Here is a 19,835-nt window from a genome sequence, read left to right as displayed (position 1 = left end):
TGGGCTACGCGGCGTCCAGGACCTGCGCGGTGGCCAGGATGTCGGCGAACCCCGCCGAGCTCAGGTCGAGGCCGCCCTCGATCCAGGAGACCGTGTAGCTGCCGGTTTCGGTCATCGCGATCAGAACCTCGTCGGGCGTCAGACCCGCCGACTGGAGCAGCTGGATCTCGCGAACGTTGACGCCGGTCGGCAGCGGCCCGTTGCCCAGGTCGGTTCCGTAGCGGACGGTCCCACCGTGCTCGACGAACCGCCTCAGGTTGTCGACGGCGATCTCGCGGGCCGGGTCGCCGGGCGCACCCCAGCCGTGAATGTCCAACGTGCTGATCCAGCGCATGCTCTTCGCGCAGCCCTGCAGCAACATGTCGTCGATCCGCTCGGTCCACGGCGTGTGGGCCAGCACATCGGCTCCCGCCGCGAACGCCGCCGCGACCGTTCCCGGCCCCTCGGCGTGCACCACGACCGGCAACTCGGCCGCGTGCGCCGCGGTGACCAGCGCCGTCAACACCGGAAGCGGGAGCTGCGGCCCACCGGCGTGCGCGGTCACCTTGATCAGGGAGGCGCCCGCCGCCCACGACTCGGCGACGGCCGAACCCGCGTCCTCCGCGCTGCGGATCTCCCGCCAGCTACCGGCCGGTGCCCAGGATCTGTCGCTGGGATAACCACCCGGAGCGATCAGAAACGGTCCCGCATAGCGAACCCGTGGGAGGTTCGAACCGGCCTCCCGCGCCCGCGCGGCGAGCTCGGCGACGGTCGCCGGGACCCCGCCGAGATCCCACACCTCGGCGATCCCGCCGGCCCGGACCGTGTCCAAATCGACCAGCGCCGAATGCACGTGCGCGTCGACCAGCCCTGGCAGCAGTGTCCCCCGGAGCCGGCGGGTGTCGTCGCCACCTGGCGCCAGTTCCGCCGGAACCGGTTTGACCAGCCCGTCCGGCGCGATCCGCAGAGCGACACCCGCCCGCAGGCGTCCGCCCCACCAGACCGAATCCGCCAGCAGCCACCGAACCCGACCCGTCACCGGCGCGGACGCCGGGATCGGCGTCTCCTCGGCGACGGTCACCGTGGGCCGCGGGCCGGCCGATCGTTTCAGGGCCGAGAGCGCACACCCGGCACCGCCACCAGGCCCGCCGCAGCAGGCCGCCGCCGCATCATCCCCACCCGACGAATCAGCCGAGGTCTCACACAACTCCGGCGCCGCCGAAGAGCCCGTCCCGGTCGAGGTTGGCGCAGTCGAAGCCACCCCGGGTGGGGTTGGCGTGGCGGAGGGTGGCGCGGAAGAGGTTGCCACGGACGAGGATGGCCCGATGGAAGAGGCCGCCCCGGTCGGGGATGGCGCGCCCGGGGATGGCGCGGCGGACGATGGATCCGTGCTCACCGGCTGCTCTTCTCCAGCAGTTCGCGTAGGAGCGTGAGCCCCTGGCACACCTCGCCGAAACTGGTGCTCAGCGGCGCGGGCCCGATCCGCAGGCCGTCCGGCCGCCGGTAATCCGGAATCACCCCGCTGTCCCACAACGGTTCCAGGAACTCCTTGAACCCTTCCCGCCGCAGCGTCACGTGCCCGCCGCGCTGTGCCGGCTCCCGCGGGCCGGCTACGACCACCCCGTACGGCGCTAGCCACTCGTCGGCGAGATCCAGTACATAGCCGGTGAGCAGGAGCGACTTGGCCCGCACCGCGGCGATCCCGGCCGACTCCAGCATGTCCAGGTTGGCCTGCAACGGCACCATCGCCAGGATCGGCGGCGTCCCGCTGAGCAGCGCCCGGATCCCGGCCGCGGCCTCATAGCCGGGCCCCATCTCGAACGCCGCCCGATGCCCCATCCAGCCCTGGATCGGCTGCCGCAGCTCGCCCTGGAGCTCGCTGCGCAGATAGGCGAAGGCCGGCGCGCCGGGCCCGCCGTTCAGATACTTGTAGGTACAGCCGACGGCCAGATCGACGCCCCACTCGTCCAGCTCGACCGGCACCGAACCGGCCGAGTGGCAGAGGTCCCACATGGTCAGTGCCCCGACCGCGTGCGCGACCCGGTTGATCGCGGCGACGTCGGCGAGCCAGCCCGACCGGTAGGCGACGTGGCTGAACAGCACCAGAGCGGTGTCGTCGTCGACCACCTCGGCCACCTGCTCCGGCGTGATCCCGGCGGCCGGATCGGTCTCGATCCACACCAGGCGCAGCCCTCGCTCGGCGGCGATGCCCTCCAACACATACCGATCGGTGGGGAAGTTGTCGGTGTCGAGCACGACGGTCCGGCGGCCGGGACGGGCGTCGACCGCGGCCCGCGCCAGCTTGTAGATCAGCACCGTCGTCGAATCGGCGATCACGGTCTGTCCGGGGCCGGCGCCGAGCGCAATCGACCCGAGCCGGTCGCCGAGGGTCAGTGGCCACTCCAGCCAGCCCTCGTCCCAGCCGCGGATCAGCCGGCCGCCCCACTGCTCACGGATGAACGAGTCGACCAGCTGTGCGGTCGCCTCCAGCGGGCGGCCCAGCGAGTTTCCGTCGAGGTAGGAGAGCAGCTCGGCCGGCGGCGGGGTGATGAACCGGGCCCGCAGCTCCGCGAGGGGATCGGTCGCATCCAGGGCGGCGGCGCGGGCGGGCAGGTCTTGGGTCAACGGGGCACCCCGATCTCGGTCCGGACGGCGTAGAGCTCGGGGAAGAATGTCAGATCGAGCGCCGCCCGCAGGAAGGAGACCCCGCTGGAGCCGCCGGTGCCGCGTTTGAAGCCGATCGTCCGCTCCACCGTCTTGAGGTGCCGGAACCGCCACAACTGGAAGTTCTCCTCCAGGTCGACGAGCTCCTCACAGGCCTCGTAGACGTCCCAGTTCTGTTCCGCCTTCTCGTAGATCTCCTGGAAGACCGGCACCAGGTCGGCGTGGTACTCGTACGCCGCGGTGACGTCCCGGTCCAGGATCGCGTGCGGCACCGGATGCCCACGCCGGGCCAGGAAGTGCAGGAACTCGTCGTAGACGCTCGGCGTGGCCAGGGTGTCCTCGAGCAGTGCCCGCGCGCCCGGCTGGTCGTCGAAGATCTGGAGCATGTCCCGGTTCTTGTTGCCGAGGAGGAACTCGACCGCTCGGTACTGGAACGACTGGAACCCTGACGACGTGCCCAGGAAGGAGCGGAACTCCGCATACTCCGTCGGGGTCAGGGTGGCCAGCACCGACCACTGCTCGGTCAGCGTGCGCTGGATGTGTTTGACCCGGGCCAGGCCCTTGAGCGCCGGCCGCAACTCGTCCGTGGCCAGATACTGCTGCACCGCCCGCAGCTCGTGGACCATCAGTTTCAGCCACAGCTCGGACGTCTGGTGCTGCACGATGAACAGCAGCTCGTCGTGGTGCTCAGGCACACTGACCGGGTGCTGCGCGCCCAGGATGTCGTCCAGGCGCAGATATGCCCCGTACGAGAGATTGACCTTGAAGTCCCTGACGATGCCGTCCTCAAGCGGCCGCTCTGCCGACATGACGAACCCACCTCCCCTTCCAGCACATCACAACGGTCCCCAGTACACCCAACGGCCGTCGTGCCGGGTGAACCGGCTCTTCTCCGCCATCACTCCGGGCCGGCCGCCGTCGCTGAAGTGTGCCCGGAACTCGACGATCCCCTCGGCGTCGAACACGCCACCGCCGCTGTGCTCCAGCACCTCCAGGCGCGTCCAGCGCAGCGACGGGTCGGCCTCGATCGAGGCGGGACGGGTCTCCGGATGCCAGGTCAGGAGGACGTAATCACTGTTGTCCAGCGCATACGCGCTGAAACGCGAGCGCATCAACGATTCCGGATCGGCCGCGGCCTTACCGTCGTGCAGAGGAGCACAACAGCTCTGGTACGGACCACGCCCGCACGGGCACACGGAAGAGGCGGTCCGGGGCTTGGGGGATCTGCGAGCCATGGCGCCCAGTCTCCCCCACCGCTCCGGCCGCCCCGGAGGTTATCCACATTCCCCGGCCGTCCACAGTCGGGCGGGCCGTCGCCGCACCGGCCGCGGTACTCATGACGGCATGTCGAACTCAGCCGGCCTGCTGCTCCACCACGATCCCGCTGATCACCTTCTGGCAACGGTCCAGTTCCTCGATCAGCCCCTGCATCTCCTCGATCGCGGAGACCGCGTTCTGGGTGTCCGCCCGGATGCCGCCGACCTGGGTGCCGATCTCGCTGGTCGCGGTGGCCGTCTCGTTCGCCAGGTCCTTGACCTCGCTGGCGACGACGGCGAAGCCCCGGCCCGCCTCGCCGGCCCGGGCCGCCTCGATGGTCGCGTTCAGGGCGAGCAGGTTGGTCTGCTTGGCGATCGTCGCGATCAGCTGGACCACCTTGCCGATCTCGGTGCTGCTCGCCTCCAGCCGCTGGATCACCTGGACGGCGGTCTCGGCCGCACGGACCGCCGCGTCGGTCGCCGCCGCCATGTCGTTGCTCACGTTGGCGAGCCGGTGCACCGAGTCCCGCTGCCGGTCCTGGGCGGACCAGTCGCTCTGACCGCTTCCCGACGACCAGCCCTGCTGATCCGTCGACGACCAGCCGTCATTCTGATCCCAATCGGACATGGTGACAGCGACCCCTCTCTACCGGCCTCCGCAAAACATCCCATCTCGCCCACCGGCCGCGGAGCGTTTTCCGCCATTTCGGCACAACCGGCGGTTTCGTCCGGCAAGGCGTTCTGCTGCTCGAGGGTTCCCGGTCGACCGGCGGCCTGTCGGTCACCGGCGCCGGCCGGAAACGCCGCAACGGAGTCAGACCGGCCACCGCGTCAGGACGGCACGAAGACAGGCATCATGCCGGCCGGAAACGCCGCAACGGAGTCAGACCGGCCACCGCGTCAAGACGGCACGAAGACGGGCGTCATGCCGGCCGAGTCGGGGGCGGGCCTGCTCCAGGAGGGCGGGCAGAATCGCCACATGCTCCCGGTCGACACCTGACGGAGGCGCTGGCTCGAGGAAGCGGTCGGCGAGGACGAAGATCAGGCCGACCGCCGCCATCCGGCCTCGATGGGCCAGTACCGCGTCCGGGTCGACCGCGAGAGTGAGGGCTGCTGTCAGCCGGACGATCGGGTGGTGGGCCGTGAGCAGACGGAAGCCGCCGAGGCGGACCTCCGGTCGTGGATCGGCCAGCAGCGTCCAGGGCAGTTCCGCGGGCAGCCGACGGGGGTAGGTCCGCAGGGCGATCGAAGCCTCCCGGACGACGTGGCGGTGCGGATCGGTGAGCAACGGCACGGTCTCCTCGATCGGAACGGAGTCGAGTAGGACGAGACCCCGCACCGCCGCGGCCCGGAGGCGGGGTGCGCGATGCCTCAGGAACGGGTGGAGCAACGGCGCGTCCCGGCGGTCGCCCATCTCGGCGAGACCGAGGATCGCCCCGCAGACGACGTCCACCGGGGAGTCCGGCGGGATCTGATCGGAGGAGAGGAGCATGCGGTAACGCTCCGCCGGGCGAGTGGCCCGGCTACGCGCGAAGGCCCTGATCAGTGGGGCCGGATCGGTCAGGGTGGCGGCGACCTCGTCGTCGTGGCCCAGCTCGGCGAGACCGGCCAGAGCGAGCGAACGGACGGCGACGAAACGCACACCGGCCAGCTCCCGCAGCGCGTCGGCGTCCCGCCGGTCGACCGCCGCACGGGTGACGAGACGGGCCGCTTCCAGCCGTACCGCCGGGTCCGGTTCGCGGGTGGCGAACCGGATCAGATCGGCGTACGCCCAGCGGTCCTGCCTCTGACCCACGGTGAAGGCCAGGCGCCGGCCACGTCGGTCCCGGTCGTGCAGGAGCAGCGGGGCGTACCGGGCGAAGTCGTCCTCGACCAGCAGCTCGATGATCCGCAGTGCCATTCCGCCACGACGGCGGCCGGACAGGTGGGCCGCCATCGGCAGCGCTACCCGCAACTGGTGCTCCGGGCGTTCCCGCAGGGCCTCGGTCAGCGCCTCGGCGGCCGCTCCACGTACCCGGGGAACCCAGTCGTCGCAGCGCAGCGCCAGGAACGGCAGGTGCTCGGGTCGCCGGAGCCCGGCCATCGCGGAGACCGCCCGTTCCCGGCGGCGGCCGTCGGGGTCGGTGGCCGCGAGCGCCACGGCGATCGGCCCGGCGCTCGCGGGGTCGGAGTCGAAGGCCGCCACCAGGTCCCGGACGGCGTGCCACGGGTCGTCCGGCCGAGTTTCGGCGACCCAGCGGCCGTCCCGCCACGAGCGGGTGGTGAGTCGCCAGGCCGCACCGCGTGACCGTTCGTCCAGGCGGACCAGCAGGCGGGGGCGGCCGGCGAGTGGCATCAGCGTCAGCATCTCCAGCCGTTCGCCGGTGGTCGCCACGCCCTCGAGCACCGGATCGGCGCCGATCCGGGCCAGTCGGCCGGCCAACAGGTCCACGGCCTCGCTCGCGCCAGGCTCACCGGCGTCCCGAAACAGCTGCCACAGCGGAGTCTCACCCATGGCCCCATCCTGCCCGGCGCCCGCACCACCCCGCCGAGCCGCGACGGTGGAACGCGGCGGCCGACAGCAAGGCGATGACGGCGGCGACACGTGGCAGAAGAGGCCTCCGTGAATGAAACCGGCTGGAAAGTGCTGACGTGCGTTGCGTCGCGCAGAGCGATGACTTAACCGCTTCACGACCTCGACCATCACCACGCCGCGTGAAATATGCTCACCAAGGGGCGTCGGACCCGTCAGCGCCTTCGCAAGTGAGCGCAAAGCGACAGCTAACCTCAGTTCTGTTTTTGCAAGAAACTGACGTAGGATTCCGTGGTGACCAAACGACTCGCCGAGGTGGCGAAGAAGGCCGGGGTCAGCGAGGCGACCGTCAGCCGGGTGCTCAACGGACGCAGCGGCGTCTCGGAGGCCACCCGCACATCGGTGCTCACCGCGCTGGACGTGCTCGGCTACGAGCGACCGACGAAACTGCGCGGCGAGCGGGCCCGGCTCGTCGGGCTGGTGCTGCCCGAGCTGCAGAACCCGATCTTCCCGGCGCTGGCCGAGGTGGTGACCAGCTCCCTGGCGCAGCGCGGGTTCACCCCGGCGCTGTGCGCCCGCACGATCGGCGGCGTGCCCGAGTCCGACTACGTGGAGATGCTGCTGGACCATCAGGTCAGCGGTGTGATCTTCGCCGGCGGGTCGTATGCGCTGGCCGACGCCTCGCACGAGCACTACCTGCGGCTGACCGAGCGCGGGCTGCCGGTGGTGCTGGTCAACGCGGGTGTGGACGAGCTGGGCTTCCCCCGGGTGTCGACCGACGACGCGGTGGCCGTCGAGCAGGCGTATGGGCATCTGCGGTCGCTCGGGCACGATCGGATCGGCATGGTGCTCGGCCCGGAGGGGCACATCCCGTCGCGCCGCAAGCTGCTCGCGATGATCCAGGCGGCCGACACCGAGGCCGAGGTGGAGCGTTCCAGCTTCTCCATGGAGGGCGCCCGGGTGGCCGCCACCAAGCTGCTGGAACGCGGCGTGACCGGCATCATCTGCGCCAGCGACGTGCTCGCCCTGGGCGCGATCCGGGCGGCCCGCCGGCTCGGTAAGGCGGTGCCGGCCGACGTCTCGGTGGTCGGTTTCGACGATTCCGCGTTCATGACCTGCACCGATCCGCCGCTGACCACGGTCCGGCAGCCGATCGAGACGATGGGCCAGGCCGCGGTGGACCTGCTGGTCAGCCAGATCGACGAGGCCCGTGAGTTCTCCGACGAGCTGCTGTTCGAGCCGGAGCTGGTGGTCCGCGGCTCGACCGCTCCGGTACGAAGGTAGAAACCGACAAATAGTCGCCGGCCCCGAAAGGGGCCGGCTTTTTTGTGCCCAAAACAGACACGTGCACAAAACAACAAGGCACAGTCGTGTTTTTTCAGAGCACGATCGAAACCTTGCGGCAACATGGCCCCGTAGTTACAGTGACTCCACTCACTACGGGAAACAGTCCTGACCGTAGTGACGACAACGCGATTCAGCGATGGCCATGGATAACCCGTTCCCGAAGGGATGGACAGATGTCCGTACCGCAGTACCGGAAGGTTGCGGCGCTAGCGCTCGTGGCCGGCCTCGGGCTCAGCCTGACGGCGTGCTCCACGAAGAGTGACGACGACGGCGGGGCCGACGCCGCCGGCAAGGTCACCATCACGGTCGACTGCCAGCCGGTCGCCGCCCAGAAGGAGCTGCTCGACAACTGGAACGCCGATGTCAAGGCGTTCCAGAGCGAGAACCCGAACATCGTGATCAAGAGCATCAGCGTCGGTCAGCAGTGCAACAACCCGCCGGACTTCACCGCACGCCTGGCCGGTGGCACCACGACCGACGTCTTCTACGGCTACATGACCGACCTTCAGCAGGTGCTGGACTCGGGTCAGGCGCTGGACATCACCCAGTACGTCAGCAAGGACACCATCTCGACCTGGGACAGCGTCGACCCGGCGCTGAAGGAGGTCTTCACCGATGGCGGCAAGCTCTACGGCGTACCGGTGAAGAATTATTCGATGGGTCTGGTCTATAACAAGACCCTCTTCGCGAAGGCCGGCCTGGACGCCGCCAACCCGCCCAAGACCTGGGCCGAGGTGCGCGAGGCGGCCAAGAAGATCACCGCCGCCGACAGCAGCGTGGCCGGTTACGCGGAGTACAGCGCCGGGAACACCGGTGGCTGGCACTTCACCTCGCTGCTCTACTCGCAGGGCGGTCGGGTCCTTTCCGAGGACGGCAAGAAGGCCGCCTTCAACACCGCCGAGGGCAAGCAGGTCCTGCAGAACCTCAAGGACATGCGGTACGGCGACAACTCGATGGGCGCCCGCCAGCTGCTGCAGTGGGGCGACCTGCTGACCAATGCCGCCGCAGGCAAGGTCGGCATGTTCATCGGCGCGCCGGACACCACCCAGGCGATCGTCAGCCAGTTCAAGGGCAAGTTCGAGGACTGGGCGGTCGCTCCGCTGCCGGGTCAGACCGACCTGGCGAAGGGCACGCTCGGTGGTGGCGAGGGCTACTTCTTCAAGAAGGACCTCACCAAGGAGCAGGTCGAGGCGGGCCTGAAGTGGATCGCCTACCAGAAGCTCACCCCCGGTAAGGGCCAGTTCGACTACGTGCGGGCCAAGCCGCAGAACTACCCGGTCGGCCTGCCCCAGCCGCTGCTGTTCGCGAACGGCACCGAGGCGCAGAAGCAGGAGTTCGACCTGCGCAAGGCGAACGCGAACGTGCCGGTGGAGAACTTCGCGCTGTTCGAGGCGAAGCAGCTGCCGATCGTGGGTGAGCCGCGGGACGCCCAGGCGATCTACGCGATCCTCGACTCGGCGATGTCGGGTGTCCTGACCGACCCGAACGCGAACGTCGACAGCCTGCTCAAGACCGCTGAGGAGAAGGTCAACCAGCTGCTGGCGGCCGGTAGCTGAGGATGGCCGTCATCACCGCCCCCGCCCCGGTGAAAGCCGAGGCGGGGGTCTCCTCGAAGACCAGCCGCAAACTGCGGGACAACCTGACCGGCCACGCGTTCCTGATCGGGGCGGTCCTCTGCTTCGGCCTGTTCATGTGGTTCCCGATGATCCGCGGCATCGTGATGAGCTTCCAGCGGACCCGTCGCGGTGTGACCACCTGGGTGGGCTGGGACAACTACGTCCGGATCATCGAGGATCCGAGTTTCTGGGTCGCCTGGAAGAACACCTTCTACTTCACCGGGCTCGCGCTGCTCCTCGGTTTCGTGGCACCGTTCTTCGTCGCGATCCTGCTCAACGAGTTCCGCCACGCCAAGGGTTATCTGCGCATCCTGGTGTATCTGCCGGTCATGCTGCCGCCGGCGTCGGCGCTCTACCTCTTCAAGTACTACGCGTACGACCCGAGCGAAGCGGGCCTGTTCAACGCGATCCTCTCGGCCGTCGGCCTGCCCACGTCGGAGTGGATGCAGTCGTCGACGATGACGATACCGGCCATGGTGATCGCCTCGACCTGGATGAACATGGGCGGCGCGGTACTGATCTACCTGGCGGCACTGCAGAACATCCCGGGCGATCTGTACGAGGCGGCCGAACTCGACGGCGCCGGTCTGTGGAAGCGGATCTGGCACGTGACGATCCCGCAGACCCGGCTGATCCTGGCACTGCTGGCGATGATGCAGATCGTCGCGACCATGCAGCTGTTCATCGAGCCGCTGATCCTGGCCAACGGCGCGGGCACGCAGGACGCGGCCACCTCGGTCGTGTACCTGATCTACCAGCACGCGTTCGTCCAGAACGATCTCAACGGCGCCGCCGCCCTCGGCGTGATCATGTTGCTGGTGCTGGCCGCCTTCTCCGCCGCCTATCTGCGGCTGAGCACGAAACAGGACTAGAAACCATGTCTCGAACCCTCATCTCGCATGCTCAGCTCCAGCGCGGACGCGGCCGGTTCCTCTACTGGGCGCTGCTCGGCATCGTCGTCACGGCGTTCACCCTGATCTTCATCGGGCCGTTGTACTGGATGGTCACCGGCGCCCTCAAGTCGGGCCAGGAGATCGCGCAGACACCGCCGACCCTGTTCCCACGGGATCCGGAGTTCGCCAACTACACCGACGCGTGGACCCAGTTGGCCCTGGGCAAGCTGCTGTTCAACACGTTCTACTACGCGGCCGGGGCGGTGCTGTTCCAGCTGATCCTGGACACCGCGGCGGCGTACGCCCTCTCCAAGCTCCGCCCGGTCTTCGGCAACGTGATCCTCGGCGCGATGCTGGCGACGCTGATGATCCCGGCGATGGTGCTGATCGTCCCGCAGTACCAGACGGTGATCAGCCTTCCGGTGCTGGACATCAGCCTGATCGACTCGCCGTTCGCGATCTGGCTGCCGATGGTCGCCAACGCGTTCAACATCTTCCTGCTCAAGCGGTTCTTCGACTCGATTCCGGAAGAGATCATGTCGGCCGCGTTCATGGACGGCGCGTCGCCGCTGCGTACCCTCTGGTCGATCCTGCTGCCGATGTCCCGCCCGATCCTGGGCGTGGTGTCGATCTTCGCGGTGACCGCGGTCTGGAAGGACTTCCTCTGGCCGCTGCTGGTCATGCCGCATCCGGAGACACGCACGGTCAGCGTCGGCATCTACGCCTTCGCCGCCGGCACCCCGCAGAACGTGGTGGTCGCCGCCTCGGTGATCGCGGCCGTACCGACCGTGATCATCTTCTTGATCTTCCAGCGCAACATCATGTCCGGCCTGACCACAGGCAGCCTCAAGGGATGAGCGGGATGACGAATCAGTGGTGGCGTGACGCGGTGATCTACCAGGTCTATCCGCGCAGTTTCGCCGACGGCGACGGGGACGGAGTCGGTGACATCGCCGGCATCCGCGCGCGGCTCGGCCACCTCCGAGATCTCGGCGTCGACGCGATCTGGATGAGTCCGTGGTATCCGTCACCGATGGCCGATGCCGGGTACGACGTCTCCGACTTCCGCGACATCGACCCGGTCTTCGGTGACCTGTCCGAGGCGGAGGCGCTGATCGCCGAGGCGCACGAGGCGAACATCCGGATCATCATCGACATCGTCCCGAACCACATCTCCAGCGAGCATCCCTGGTTCAAAGCGGCCCTGGCCGGCGGAAAAGAGCGGGACTACTTTTGGTTTCGTAAAAGCCAAAATATGCCCACAAACTGGGTCGGCGAATTCGGCGGGACGGCCTGGACGAAGGTCGACGACGACACCTGGTATCTGCATCTCTTCACTCCGGAACAGCCGGATCTGAACTGGGAACACCCGGCGGTGAAAGCCGAATTCGAGAGCATCCTGCGGTTCTGGTTCGACCGGGGCGCCGACGGTATCCGGATCGACTCGGCGGCGCTGCTCTTCAAGGACCCGGCACTGCCCGAGGTGATCGACGGCGAACCACATCCGTTCCACGACCTGGACGCGGTGCACGACGTCTACCGGTCGTGGCGGCGGATCGCCGACGAGTACGAGGGACGCGCGCTGATCGGCGAGGTGTGGATGCCCGACGTCGAGCGGTTCACCAACTATCTCCGTCCGGACGAACTGCACGCGGCGTTCAACTTCGACCTGCTCGGGTGCGCTTGGGACCCGTACCTCATGCGCTCCTCGATCGAACGCACCCTGGACGCGCACGACCGCGTCGGCGCACCGCCCACCTGGGTCCTGTCGAACCATGACGTGACCCGGCATGTCACCCGGTACGGCCGGGCCGACACCACGTTCAGCTTCGAGAACAATCTGGACGGCACTCCCGTCGACCTGGAGCTCGGCACCCGACGGGCCCGGGCGGCCGCACTGCTCACCCTGTCGCTGCCCGGTTCGGCCTACGTCTACCAGGGCGAGGAACTGGGCCTCTGGGAGAACGAGACGATTCCTGAAGATCAAATTCAGGATCCGATGTACGCCCGGCGAGGCCACACCCGAGACGGCTGCCGGGTGCCGCTCCCGTGGGCGGGCGACGAGCCGCCCTACGAATTCACCGCCAGTGTCCCGTGGCTGCCCCAGCCCGCCGAGTGGAAGGACCGGACCGTCCAGGCGCAGACCGGCGACCCCAGTTCGATGCTGGAGCTCTACCGGTCGGCGATCCGCCTGCGCACCTTCAAGGATCGGGATTTCGCCTGGCTGGACCGCGGCGAGGGGGTTCTCGCCTGGACCCGCGGTACCGATTTCGCCTGTGTGCTCAACCTCTCCGGCGCACCCGTCCCGCTGCCGGAGCACGAAACCGTCCTGCTCGCCAGCGGTCCCCTCGACGGCGATCTCCTGCCCCGGGACACCGCGGCCTGGCTGCGGCTGAGGACGAAGTAACGGCGTCCGGGCGGGCGGCACCCACCGAAGCCGCCCGCCCGGCGATCACCACCTCTCACGGAAGAAAGGTGCGCTCCCCCGATGTCCAAATTGTCCCGAAGAATCCTCGCCACGGTGGCGGTGACGAGCGTGGTCGCCGCGCTCGTCCACGCCCCCGCGGCACTGGCCGCCGGCCCGAACCTGGCGGCCGGAAAGACCTTCAGCGCGAGCAGCTTCACCGACGTCTACTCGGCCGGGAACGCCGGCGACGGCAACGCCAACACCTACTGGGAGAGCGGCAACAACGCCTTCCCGCAGTGGCTGCAGGTCGACCTGGGTACGTCCACCCAGGTCAACCAGGCGGTGCTGAAGCTGCCGCCGGCCACCGCCTGGAACACCCGCACCGAGACCCTGTCGATCCAGGGCAGCACCGACGGCAACTCGTTCAGCACGCTCAAGGCGAGCGCCGGCTACACCTTCAACCCGGCCGGCGGTAACACGGTGACCGTCGACTTCACCGCCGCCAGCGCGCGGTTCGTGCGGCTGAATTTCACCGGCAACACCGCGTGGCCCGCCGGTCAGCTGTCCGAACTGGAGATCTACGGCCCGGTGAGCGGCGACAGCCAGGCGCCCAGCGCGCCGGGTGGCCTGGCCTACACCCAACCGGCGAGCGGGCAGATCCGGCTCACCTGGACCGCGTCCACCGACAACGTGGGTGTCACCGGGTACGACGTCTACGCGAACGGGGTGCTGCGTACCTCGCTCGGCAACGTCCTGACCTTCACCGACAGCCAGCCCGACTCGGCGACCGTGGCGTACCACGTGCGGGCGAAGGACGCGGCCGGCAACGTCTCCGGCAACAGCAACACGGTGACCCGCAACGGCACCCCACAGACCGGCACGGACCTGGCGGCCGGCAAGCCGATCGAGGCGTCGTCGGTCATCCACACCTTCGTCGCGGCCAACGCGAACGACGGTGACACGAACACCTACTGGGAGGGCAGCGCGTATCCGGCGAACCTGACGGTGAAGCTGGGCGCCAACGCGGCCGTCTCGTCGGTGGTGGTCAAGCTGAACCCGTCGACCGCGTGGGGCACGCGTCAGCAGACGTTCGCCGTCCTCGGGCGGGAGCAGTCGGCGACCTCTTACACGACCATCGCCGGCTCTGCGACGTACACCTTCAATCCCTCCTCGCAGAACACGGTGACCGTGCCGGTCTCGGCGACCACCGCGGACGTCCGGCTGTCCTTCACCGCCAACACCGGCGCGCCGAGCGGCCAGGTCGCGGAGCTGCAGGTGATCGGCACCGCCGCGCCGAACCCGGACCTGACCATCACCTCGACGAGCTACTCCCCGGCCGCGCCGGTGGAGATGGACGCGATCACCGCGTCGGCCACGGTCCGCAACGCGGGCACCGCGCCGTCGGCCGCTTCGAACATCAACTTCTACCTGGGTACGGCCAAAGTGGGCACCGTGGCGGTCCCGGCCCTCACGGCCGGCCAGTCGCAGACGGCGAGCGTGAGCATCGGCGCCCGCGACGCCGGCAGCTACCAGCTGTCGGCGAAGGTCGACGAGGCCGGCGCGATCTTCGAGACCAACGAGGCGAACAACTCCTGGACCCACCCGTCCGCGCTGGTCGTCACCCCGGTGAGCAGCGCCGACCTGGTCGCCTCGTCGGTCACGTGGACCCCGGGCACCCCGGCCGCCGGCAACGCGGTCGCGTTCTCGGTGACCCTGAAGAACCAGGGTTCGGCAGCGACCTCGTCCGGGGCGCACGGCGTCACGCTGACGATCCTCAACGGCTCGACGACAGTTCGCTCCCTGACCGCCTCGTACACCGGGACGCTCGCGGCCGGCGCCTCGACCGTGCTCAACCTGGGCTCGTGGACCGCAGCGAACGGCCGGTACACGGTCCGGACGGTGGTGGCGGTCGACTCCGCGGAACTGCCGGTCAAGCAGGCCAACAACACCAGCGAGAAGCCGTTCTTCGTGGGTCGCGGCGCGAACCTGCCGTTCGACTTCTACGAGGCCGAGGACGGTCAGCTCGGTGGCGGCGCGGCGATCGTCGGCCCGAACCGGATCGTCGGCAACCTCGCCGGTGAGGCGTCCGGCCGCAAGGCGGTCACGCTGAACCAGACCGGCTCGTACGTCCAGTGGAACACCCGGGCGGCGACGAACACCGTGGTCGCGCGCTTCTCCATTCCGGACGGCACGACCAGCTCGATCAACGTGTACGTCAACGGCTCGCTCAACCGGACGCTGCCGCTGAACTCGAAGTTCGCCTGGCTGTACGGCAACGAGGCGAACCCGCAGAACTCCGGCACCGGACCGCGGCACATCTACGACGAGGCGAACATCCTGCTGACCGGTTCGTTCCCGGCGGGCAGCACGATCAAGCTGCAGAAGGACTCCGGCAACAGCGGCGACATCGCGATCGACTTCATCAACCTGGAGCAGGTCGCGCCGGTCGCCAACCCGGACACGTCGAAGTACGTCGTGCCCACCGGCTTCGACCAGCAGTCGGTCCAGGCCGCCCTGGACGCGGCCCGGCAGGACACGTCCAAGCTGGGCGTCTACCTCCCGGCCGGCGACTACCAGACGTCGAACAAGTTCCAGGTGTACGGCCGCGCCGTCAAGGTGGTCGGCGCGGGTCCCTGGTACACCCGCTTCCACACCCCGTCCACCCAGTCCGAGACCGACGCCGGTTTCCGGGCCGACGCGACCGCCAACGGCTCGACGTTCGCGGACTTCGCGTTCTTCGGCAACTACACGATCCGCATCGACGGGCCCGGCAAGGTCTTCGACCTCGCCAACGTCGCGAACATCACCATCGACAACATCTGGGCCGAGCACGTGGTCTGCCTGTACTGGGGCGCGAACACCGACAACATGGTGATCAAGAACTCGCGGATCCGGAACACCTTCGCCGACGGCGTCAACATGACCAACGGCTCGACCGGCAACCTGGTCGACAACAACGAGGCCCGGGCCACCGGCGACGACAGTTTCGCGCTGTTCTCGGCGATCGACGCGGGCGGTGCCGACGAGATCAACAACACCTACTCGAACCTCACGACGATCCTGACGTGGCGGGCGGCGGGTATCGCGGTCTACGGCGGCTACGCGAACACGTTCAAGAACATCTACATCGCGGACACCCTGGTCTACTCGGGCATCACGATCAGCTCGCTGGACTTCGGCTACCCGATGAACGGGTTCGGGGCCGATCCGCCGACCGTGTTCGACAACATCTCGATCGTCCGGGCCGGCGGCCACTTCTGGGGCGCGCAGACCTTCCCGGCGATCTGGATGTTCAGCGCCTCGAAGGTGTTCCAGGGCATCCGGGTCAGCAACGTCGACATCGTCGACCCGACGTACTCCGGGATCATGTTCCAGACTCAGTACATCGGCGGCCAACCGGTCAACCCGATCAAGGACAGCGTCTTCACCAACGTCACCATCACCGGGGCGCAGAAGAGCGGTGACGAGTACGACGCCAAGTCCGGCTACGGGATCTGGGCCAACCCGCTGCCCGAGGCCGGACAGGGTCCCGCGGTCGGCTCGGCCACCTTCACCAACCTGCAGATGAGCAACAACTACCGGGACATCGAGAACCCGACCAGCACGTTCACCATCGTCCGCAACTAGTCCCTCCGCCATCGACGTGCCCGCGCCACGGACGGCGCGGGCACGTTCGTACGATCCATCGGTGCACATCGAGTTCACTCACGCCCGCACCCGTGCGTACTTCCGCCGGGTCCTGGCCGCCGGCGCGGAGCGCAAGGCCCAGCCGTACGTCGTCGCCGCCGTCACCATCCTGGCCGTCGCACTGCTACTCGCCGTCGGCGGCGAGTTCAGCGCGAACGCCCTTCTGCTGGCCGGTCCGCTGGCCGTCGCGGCACTGATCCCCCTGGCGTTCGCCGGCTGGCTGTGGCGGCGCGGGGTCACCGTGCCGGCGTCCCGGCTGGCCCCGCGCACCTGGACCCTCACCGAGGAGTCCTACGCCTCGCGCACGGCCGACTCGACCACCGAGATCGCCTGGCCGGACTTCGTGTCGTTCCGCACCACCGACGACGCGTACGTGCTGCGGCACCGGGCCGGAGCGACCTTCGACGTGCCGCGCGAGCCGATGACCGCCGACCAGGACACCGAGCTGGCCGCGTTCCTGCGGGCGGCGCAGTAGAGGCGGTTGAGTCGGCGGCATACCGTCGAGGAATGCAACCCGATCCACGCGTCGCGCCCGGATGGCACCACGAGACCCCGCCGCGTACCGGGTGGTGGTATCTCATTCCGCTGTTCACCTGTGGCTACGGCACGCCGATCATGGTCATCCTGGCCGGTGTCAAGCTGCGGTCCCGGTTGCACACTCTGCTCGGGTTCGGCTACTTCCTGGGGATCGCCGCGCTCCTGGTGACCCGGTCGGTCGCATCGGCGGGCTACGAGTCCGACGACGAGAACGCCGTGGTCGGCCTGCTCTCCCTGATGTTGTGGATCGTCGGCACCATCCACGTCGCGGCGTTGCAGGCGAAGGTGCGGGACCGTTGGTACCGCAAGGCGGCCCGACGGCACCAGCACGGGCTCACCCACTACCCGCCGCCGTCGCCCTGGCAGCACGGCACCGGCGTCGACCCGGCCCTGGCCGCGGCGCAGTGGCGGGCCGCCCGCCGCGAGGAGTCCCGTCAGCTCCAGGTCAGCCAGCCGACGATGGCGACCGAGCTGATGATCGGCCGCCCCGACCTGCCCGGCCGCCAGTACGACGACGGCGGCCTGGTCGACGTCAACCACGTCCCGGCCGACTGGCTGGTCCGCTACCTGACCATCGACCGCGCCCTGGCCGACCGGATCGTCGAGGCCCGCGAACTGCACGACGGTTTCACCAGCCCGGAGGAACTGGTCGTCTACTGCGAAGGCCTCACCCCGGCGAAGCTGGACCAGTTCCGCGACCGTCTGCTGTTCGTGCCCCGCTGACCGGCCCGCTCACGTGGTGACCCGCGGTCCGTTCGGACCCCGGATCACCACGCGGCATCGGGTCAGGCGGCGGGCTGGACGGCTACCGGGCGGCGGGCGCCGAGGACCGGGTCGACCTCGTACATCCGGGCCTCGGCCAGGTCGAAGTACATGCCGGTCAGACGGAGACGGCCGGCCGCCTCGGCGGCCCGGACCACCGGATACGTCCGCAGGTTGGCGAGCTGCCGCACCACGTTCTCGGTGCAGCAGCGCTCCTCGTCGTCCGGGTCGCTGAACCGGACGCCCGAGTTGGCCAGCCAGTCCCCGAGCGCCGAACCCGCGCGGGCGGCGTCGTTCATCAGGGCACGCACCGCGCCGCAGCCGGAGTGGCCGCAGACGGTGATCGTGGTGACGCCGAGGATGTCGACCGCGTACTCGACGGCCGCGCCCACCGAATCGTCGGCGGCGGTGTGCGGCGGGACGATGTTGCCGATGTTGCGGACACAGAACAGGTCGCCCGGCCCGCTCGCGGTGATCAGGTTGGGGACCACCCGGGAGTCGGCGCAGGTGATGAAGAGCTGCTGCGGACTCTGCCCCTCCCGGGCCAGATCGGCCAGGTGCGGGCGGACCATCGGGGCGACGGTTCGCTCGAACTCGGCGATCCCGGCCGCCATCGCGCCGCGTCGCTGCTGGTCCATGTCCTGCCAGCGGGACCACGAGCCGACCAGACGCGGGGTGCGTTTGCCGTCGCCGAGCCGACCCGACGTGGCCTGGTGGAACCAGGAGTCGTGCACCTCCCGTACGGTCACCGAGCCACCGGCCCGTTCGTGACCGGACCGCCAGTCTCGGATCGTCTCGAACGCACCGTGGTCGAGATAGTCCAGGTGCAGTTCGATTTCGACGTCCGCACCGGCCGGCAGGGCGCCGAGCTCACGGCTGAGCCGGGCCGACTCGACGAACGACAGGGTGCCGTGGATGGTGACCAGCCACTGGCCGGGGGCCTGTTCGACCCGGCGGATCTCCGAGCGGGTGAGCCGCCACAGGATGAGAACGGCCGCGGTGAGCATGCCGAGGGCCACACCGGTGAGCAGGTCGGTGAAGACCACGCCGAGTGCGGTGATCAGGTAGGTGGGCAGTTCCCGGTGCCGGGCGTAGGTGCGGATCTGGCCGAGGTCGACGAGCCGCAGACCGACGACGATCAGTACGGCGGCCAGCACCGCCATCGGAATGGTCTCCAGCAGGTCGGCGAAGAACAGCACGAACGCCGCTATCCACAGGCCGTGCATGATCGCCGACGCGCGAGTCTTGGCGCCGGCCGCCACATTCGTCGAGCTGCGCACGATCACGCCGGTCACCGGCAGGCCGCCGAGCAGCCCGGACGCGGTGTTGGCGACCCCCTGGCCGACCAGTTCCCGGTTGAGGTCGGCGCGCGGGCCGTCGTGCAGCCGGTCCACGGCCACCGCGGAGAGCAGCGACTCGACGCTGGCGACGATCGCGATGGTCAGCACGGCGACGGTGATCTCGCGCAGCGGCGCGTCCGGCCAGGCCGGGCGGATCAGGCCGGACAGCGGTTCGTCGGGCAGGTCGACGCGGTCCACGTCGGCGTTCATCGCGGTGGCGAGAGCGGTCATCGACACCACCGCGACCAGTGCGGCCGGCAGCAGCGACCAGCGGACCAGGCGGGGCCAGAGCACCAGGATCACGACGGTGAGTACGCCGAGGATCGCGGCCGTTCCATGGTGGGCGATCAGTTGGCCGGGCAGGTCGATCAGGTTATGCCAGGCGGAACTCTGCGGTGAGCCGCCGAGCATCACGTGCACCTGGCTGAGTGCGATGACCAGGCCGATGCCGGCGAGCATGCCGTGCACGACGGCGGGTGACAGGGCGAGGGCGGCGCGGCCCAGGCGGGACGCGCCGAGTGCGATCTGGACCAGGCCGGCGACCGCGACGATGGCGGCCGTACCGGCGAAACCGAAGTCGGCGACGGTGCCGGCGACGATCACGGTGAGGCCCGCGGCCGGGCCGCTGACCTGTAAGGGGGCGCCTCCCAGAGCGCCCGCGACGATGCCGCCGACCACTGCGGCGACCAATCCTGCGAGTAGGGGCGCACCCGAGGCCGCGGCGATGCCGAGGGACAACGGGATGGCGATCAGGAACACGACGATGGACGCCGGCAAGTCCCGGCGCAAAAACTGCGTCAAGTCGGACATTTCGGCAATGTACCGAATCTTGGTT

At 69.0% G+C, this 19,835-nt stretch carries 15 protein-coding genes; 8 read left to right on the top strand and 7 right to left on the bottom strand.

The features are described 5' to 3' along the window. Positions 1-4: 4 nt before the first annotated feature. The 6 genes from Q0Z83_RS51685 to Q0Z83_RS51660 all read right to left on the bottom strand — a co-directional run bounded on the left by Q0Z83_RS51685 (position 5) and on the right by Q0Z83_RS51660 (position 6,393). Positions 5-1,060 (bottom strand): amidohydrolase family protein, encoded by a 1,056-nt coding sequence (locus tag Q0Z83_RS51685; protein WP_317790916.1) that lies wholly within the window; start codon positions 1,058-1,060, stop codon positions 5-7. A 311-nt stretch (positions 1,061-1,371) separates the two neighbouring features. Next, the gene (kynU, locus tag Q0Z83_RS51680) at positions 1,372-2,604 is read right to left on the bottom strand and encodes a kynureninase (RefSeq protein WP_317790915.1); all 1,233 of its coding nucleotides are present in this window, start codon (positions 2,602-2,604) and stop codon (positions 1,372-1,374) included. After that, complete coding sequence (locus Q0Z83_RS51675) at positions 2,601-3,452, bottom strand: tryptophan 2,3-dioxygenase (protein WP_317790914.1); 852 nt, start codon at positions 3,450-3,452, stop codon at positions 2,601-2,603. The genes kynU and Q0Z83_RS51675 overlap by 4 nt, the downstream gene beginning before the upstream one ends. A 27-nt stretch (positions 3,453-3,479) precedes the next feature. Continuing rightward, positions 3,480-3,878 (bottom strand): YchJ family protein, encoded by a 399-nt coding sequence (locus tag Q0Z83_RS51670; protein WP_317790913.1) that lies wholly within the window; start codon positions 3,876-3,878, stop codon positions 3,480-3,482. 118 nt (positions 3,879-3,996) lie between these two features. Beyond that, positions 3,997-4,527, bottom strand: a complete 531-nt coding sequence (locus Q0Z83_RS51665) for a methyl-accepting chemotaxis protein (RefSeq protein ID WP_317790912.1) — start codon at positions 4,525-4,527, stop codon at positions 3,997-3,999. A gap of 255 nt (positions 4,528-4,782) precedes the next feature. Then, positions 4,783-6,393, bottom strand: a complete 1,611-nt coding sequence (locus Q0Z83_RS51660) for a hypothetical protein (RefSeq protein WP_317790911.1) — start codon at positions 6,391-6,393, stop codon at positions 4,783-4,785. A 312-nt stretch (positions 6,394-6,705) separates the two neighbouring features. Between Q0Z83_RS51660 and Q0Z83_RS51655 the strand changes: the two genes are divergently transcribed. The 8 genes from Q0Z83_RS51655 to Q0Z83_RS51620 all read left to right on the top strand — a co-directional run bounded on the left by Q0Z83_RS51655 (position 6,706) and on the right by Q0Z83_RS51620 (position 17,621). After that, positions 6,706-7,695, top strand: coding sequence for a LacI family DNA-binding transcriptional regulator (locus Q0Z83_RS51655; protein WP_317790910.1), 990 nt, complete (start codon positions 6,706-6,708; stop codon positions 7,693-7,695). Between the two features lie 236 nt (positions 7,696-7,931). Next, positions 7,932-9,314, top strand: coding sequence for an ABC transporter substrate-binding protein (locus Q0Z83_RS51650; protein ID WP_317790909.1), 1,383 nt, complete (start codon positions 7,932-7,934; stop codon positions 9,312-9,314). Positions 9,315-9,316: 2 nt separating this feature from the next. Next, entirely contained in the window at positions 9,317-10,246 is a 930-nt protein-coding gene (locus Q0Z83_RS51645) for a carbohydrate ABC transporter permease (RefSeq protein ID WP_317790908.1), read from the top strand. Positions 10,247-10,251: 5 nt separating this feature from the next. Then, complete coding sequence (locus Q0Z83_RS51640; protein ID WP_317790907.1) at positions 10,252-11,124, top strand: carbohydrate ABC transporter permease; 873 nt, start codon at positions 10,252-10,254, stop codon at positions 11,122-11,124. A 5-nt stretch (positions 11,125-11,129) separates the two neighbouring features. After that, positions 11,130-12,674, top strand: coding sequence for a glycoside hydrolase family 13 protein (locus Q0Z83_RS51635; RefSeq protein ID WP_317790906.1), 1,545 nt, complete (start codon positions 11,130-11,132; stop codon positions 12,672-12,674). Between the two features lie 81 nt (positions 12,675-12,755). Beyond that, positions 12,756-16,301 (top strand): discoidin domain-containing protein, encoded by a 3,546-nt coding sequence (locus Q0Z83_RS51630; RefSeq protein WP_317790905.1) that lies wholly within the window; start codon positions 12,756-12,758, stop codon positions 16,299-16,301. A 61-nt stretch (positions 16,302-16,362) separates the two neighbouring features. Then, the gene (locus tag Q0Z83_RS51625; RefSeq protein ID WP_317790904.1) at positions 16,363-16,836 is read left to right on the top strand and encodes a YcxB family protein; all 474 of its coding nucleotides are present in this window, start codon (positions 16,363-16,365) and stop codon (positions 16,834-16,836) included. A gap of 32 nt (positions 16,837-16,868) precedes the next feature. Then, a complete protein-coding gene (locus Q0Z83_RS51620; RefSeq protein ID WP_317790903.1) occupies positions 16,869-17,621 on the top strand; it encodes a ComEA family DNA-binding protein in 753 nt (250 codons plus the stop codon). A gap of 62 nt (positions 17,622-17,683) precedes the next feature. Here Q0Z83_RS51620 and Q0Z83_RS51615 read toward each other — a convergent pair whose 3' ends face one another. Further along, complete coding sequence (locus Q0Z83_RS51615) at positions 17,684-19,810, bottom strand: bifunctional SulP family inorganic anion transporter/carbonic anhydrase (protein ID WP_317790902.1); 2,127 nt, start codon at positions 19,808-19,810, stop codon at positions 17,684-17,686. Positions 19,811-19,835 lie beyond the last annotated feature (25 nt).

The sequence above is a fragment of the Actinoplanes sichuanensis genome (assembly GCF_033097365.1).
In the GTDB taxonomy this organism is placed as follows: Bacteria; Actinomycetota; Actinomycetes; order Mycobacteriales; family Micromonosporaceae; genus Actinoplanes; species Actinoplanes sichuanensis.
The sequence above is the reverse complement of the archived record's forward strand: the minus strand, read 5'-3'. Positions and strand labels throughout refer to the sequence as shown.

Coding starts and splice junctions, on each gene's coding strand:
- Q0Z83_RS51675 (WP_317790914.1), bottom strand. CDS start 3,452: ATGTCGGCAGAGCGGCCGCTTGAGGACGGCATCGTCAGGGACTTCAAG.
- Q0Z83_RS51670 (WP_317790913.1), bottom strand. CDS start 3,878: ATGGCTCGCAGATCCCCCAAGCCCCGGACCGCCTCTTCCGTGTGCCCG.
- Q0Z83_RS51665 (WP_317790912.1), bottom strand. CDS start 4,527: ATGTCCGATTGGGATCAGAATGACGGCTGGTCGTCGACGGATCAGCAG.
- Q0Z83_RS51660 (WP_317790911.1), bottom strand. CDS start 6,393: ATGGGTGAGACTCCGCTGTGGCAGCTGTTTCGGGACGCCGGTGAGCCT.
- Q0Z83_RS51650 (WP_317790909.1), top strand. CDS start 7,932: ATGTCCGTACCGCAGTACCGGAAGGTTGCGGCGCTAGCGCTCGTGGCC.
- Q0Z83_RS51645 (WP_317790908.1), top strand. CDS start 9,317: ATGGCCGTCATCACCGCCCCCGCCCCGGTGAAAGCCGAGGCGGGGGTC.
- Q0Z83_RS51640 (WP_317790907.1), top strand. CDS start 10,252: ATGTCTCGAACCCTCATCTCGCATGCTCAGCTCCAGCGCGGACGCGGC.
- Q0Z83_RS51635 (WP_317790906.1), top strand. CDS start 11,130: ATGACGAATCAGTGGTGGCGTGACGCGGTGATCTACCAGGTCTATCCG.
- Q0Z83_RS51630 (WP_317790905.1), top strand. CDS start 12,756: ATGTCCAAATTGTCCCGAAGAATCCTCGCCACGGTGGCGGTGACGAGC.
- Q0Z83_RS51620 (WP_317790903.1), top strand. CDS start 16,869: ATGCAACCCGATCCACGCGTCGCGCCCGGATGGCACCACGAGACCCCG.
- Q0Z83_RS51615 (WP_317790902.1), bottom strand. CDS start 19,810: ATGTCCGACTTGACGCAGTTTTTGCGCCGGGACTTGCCGGCGTCCATC.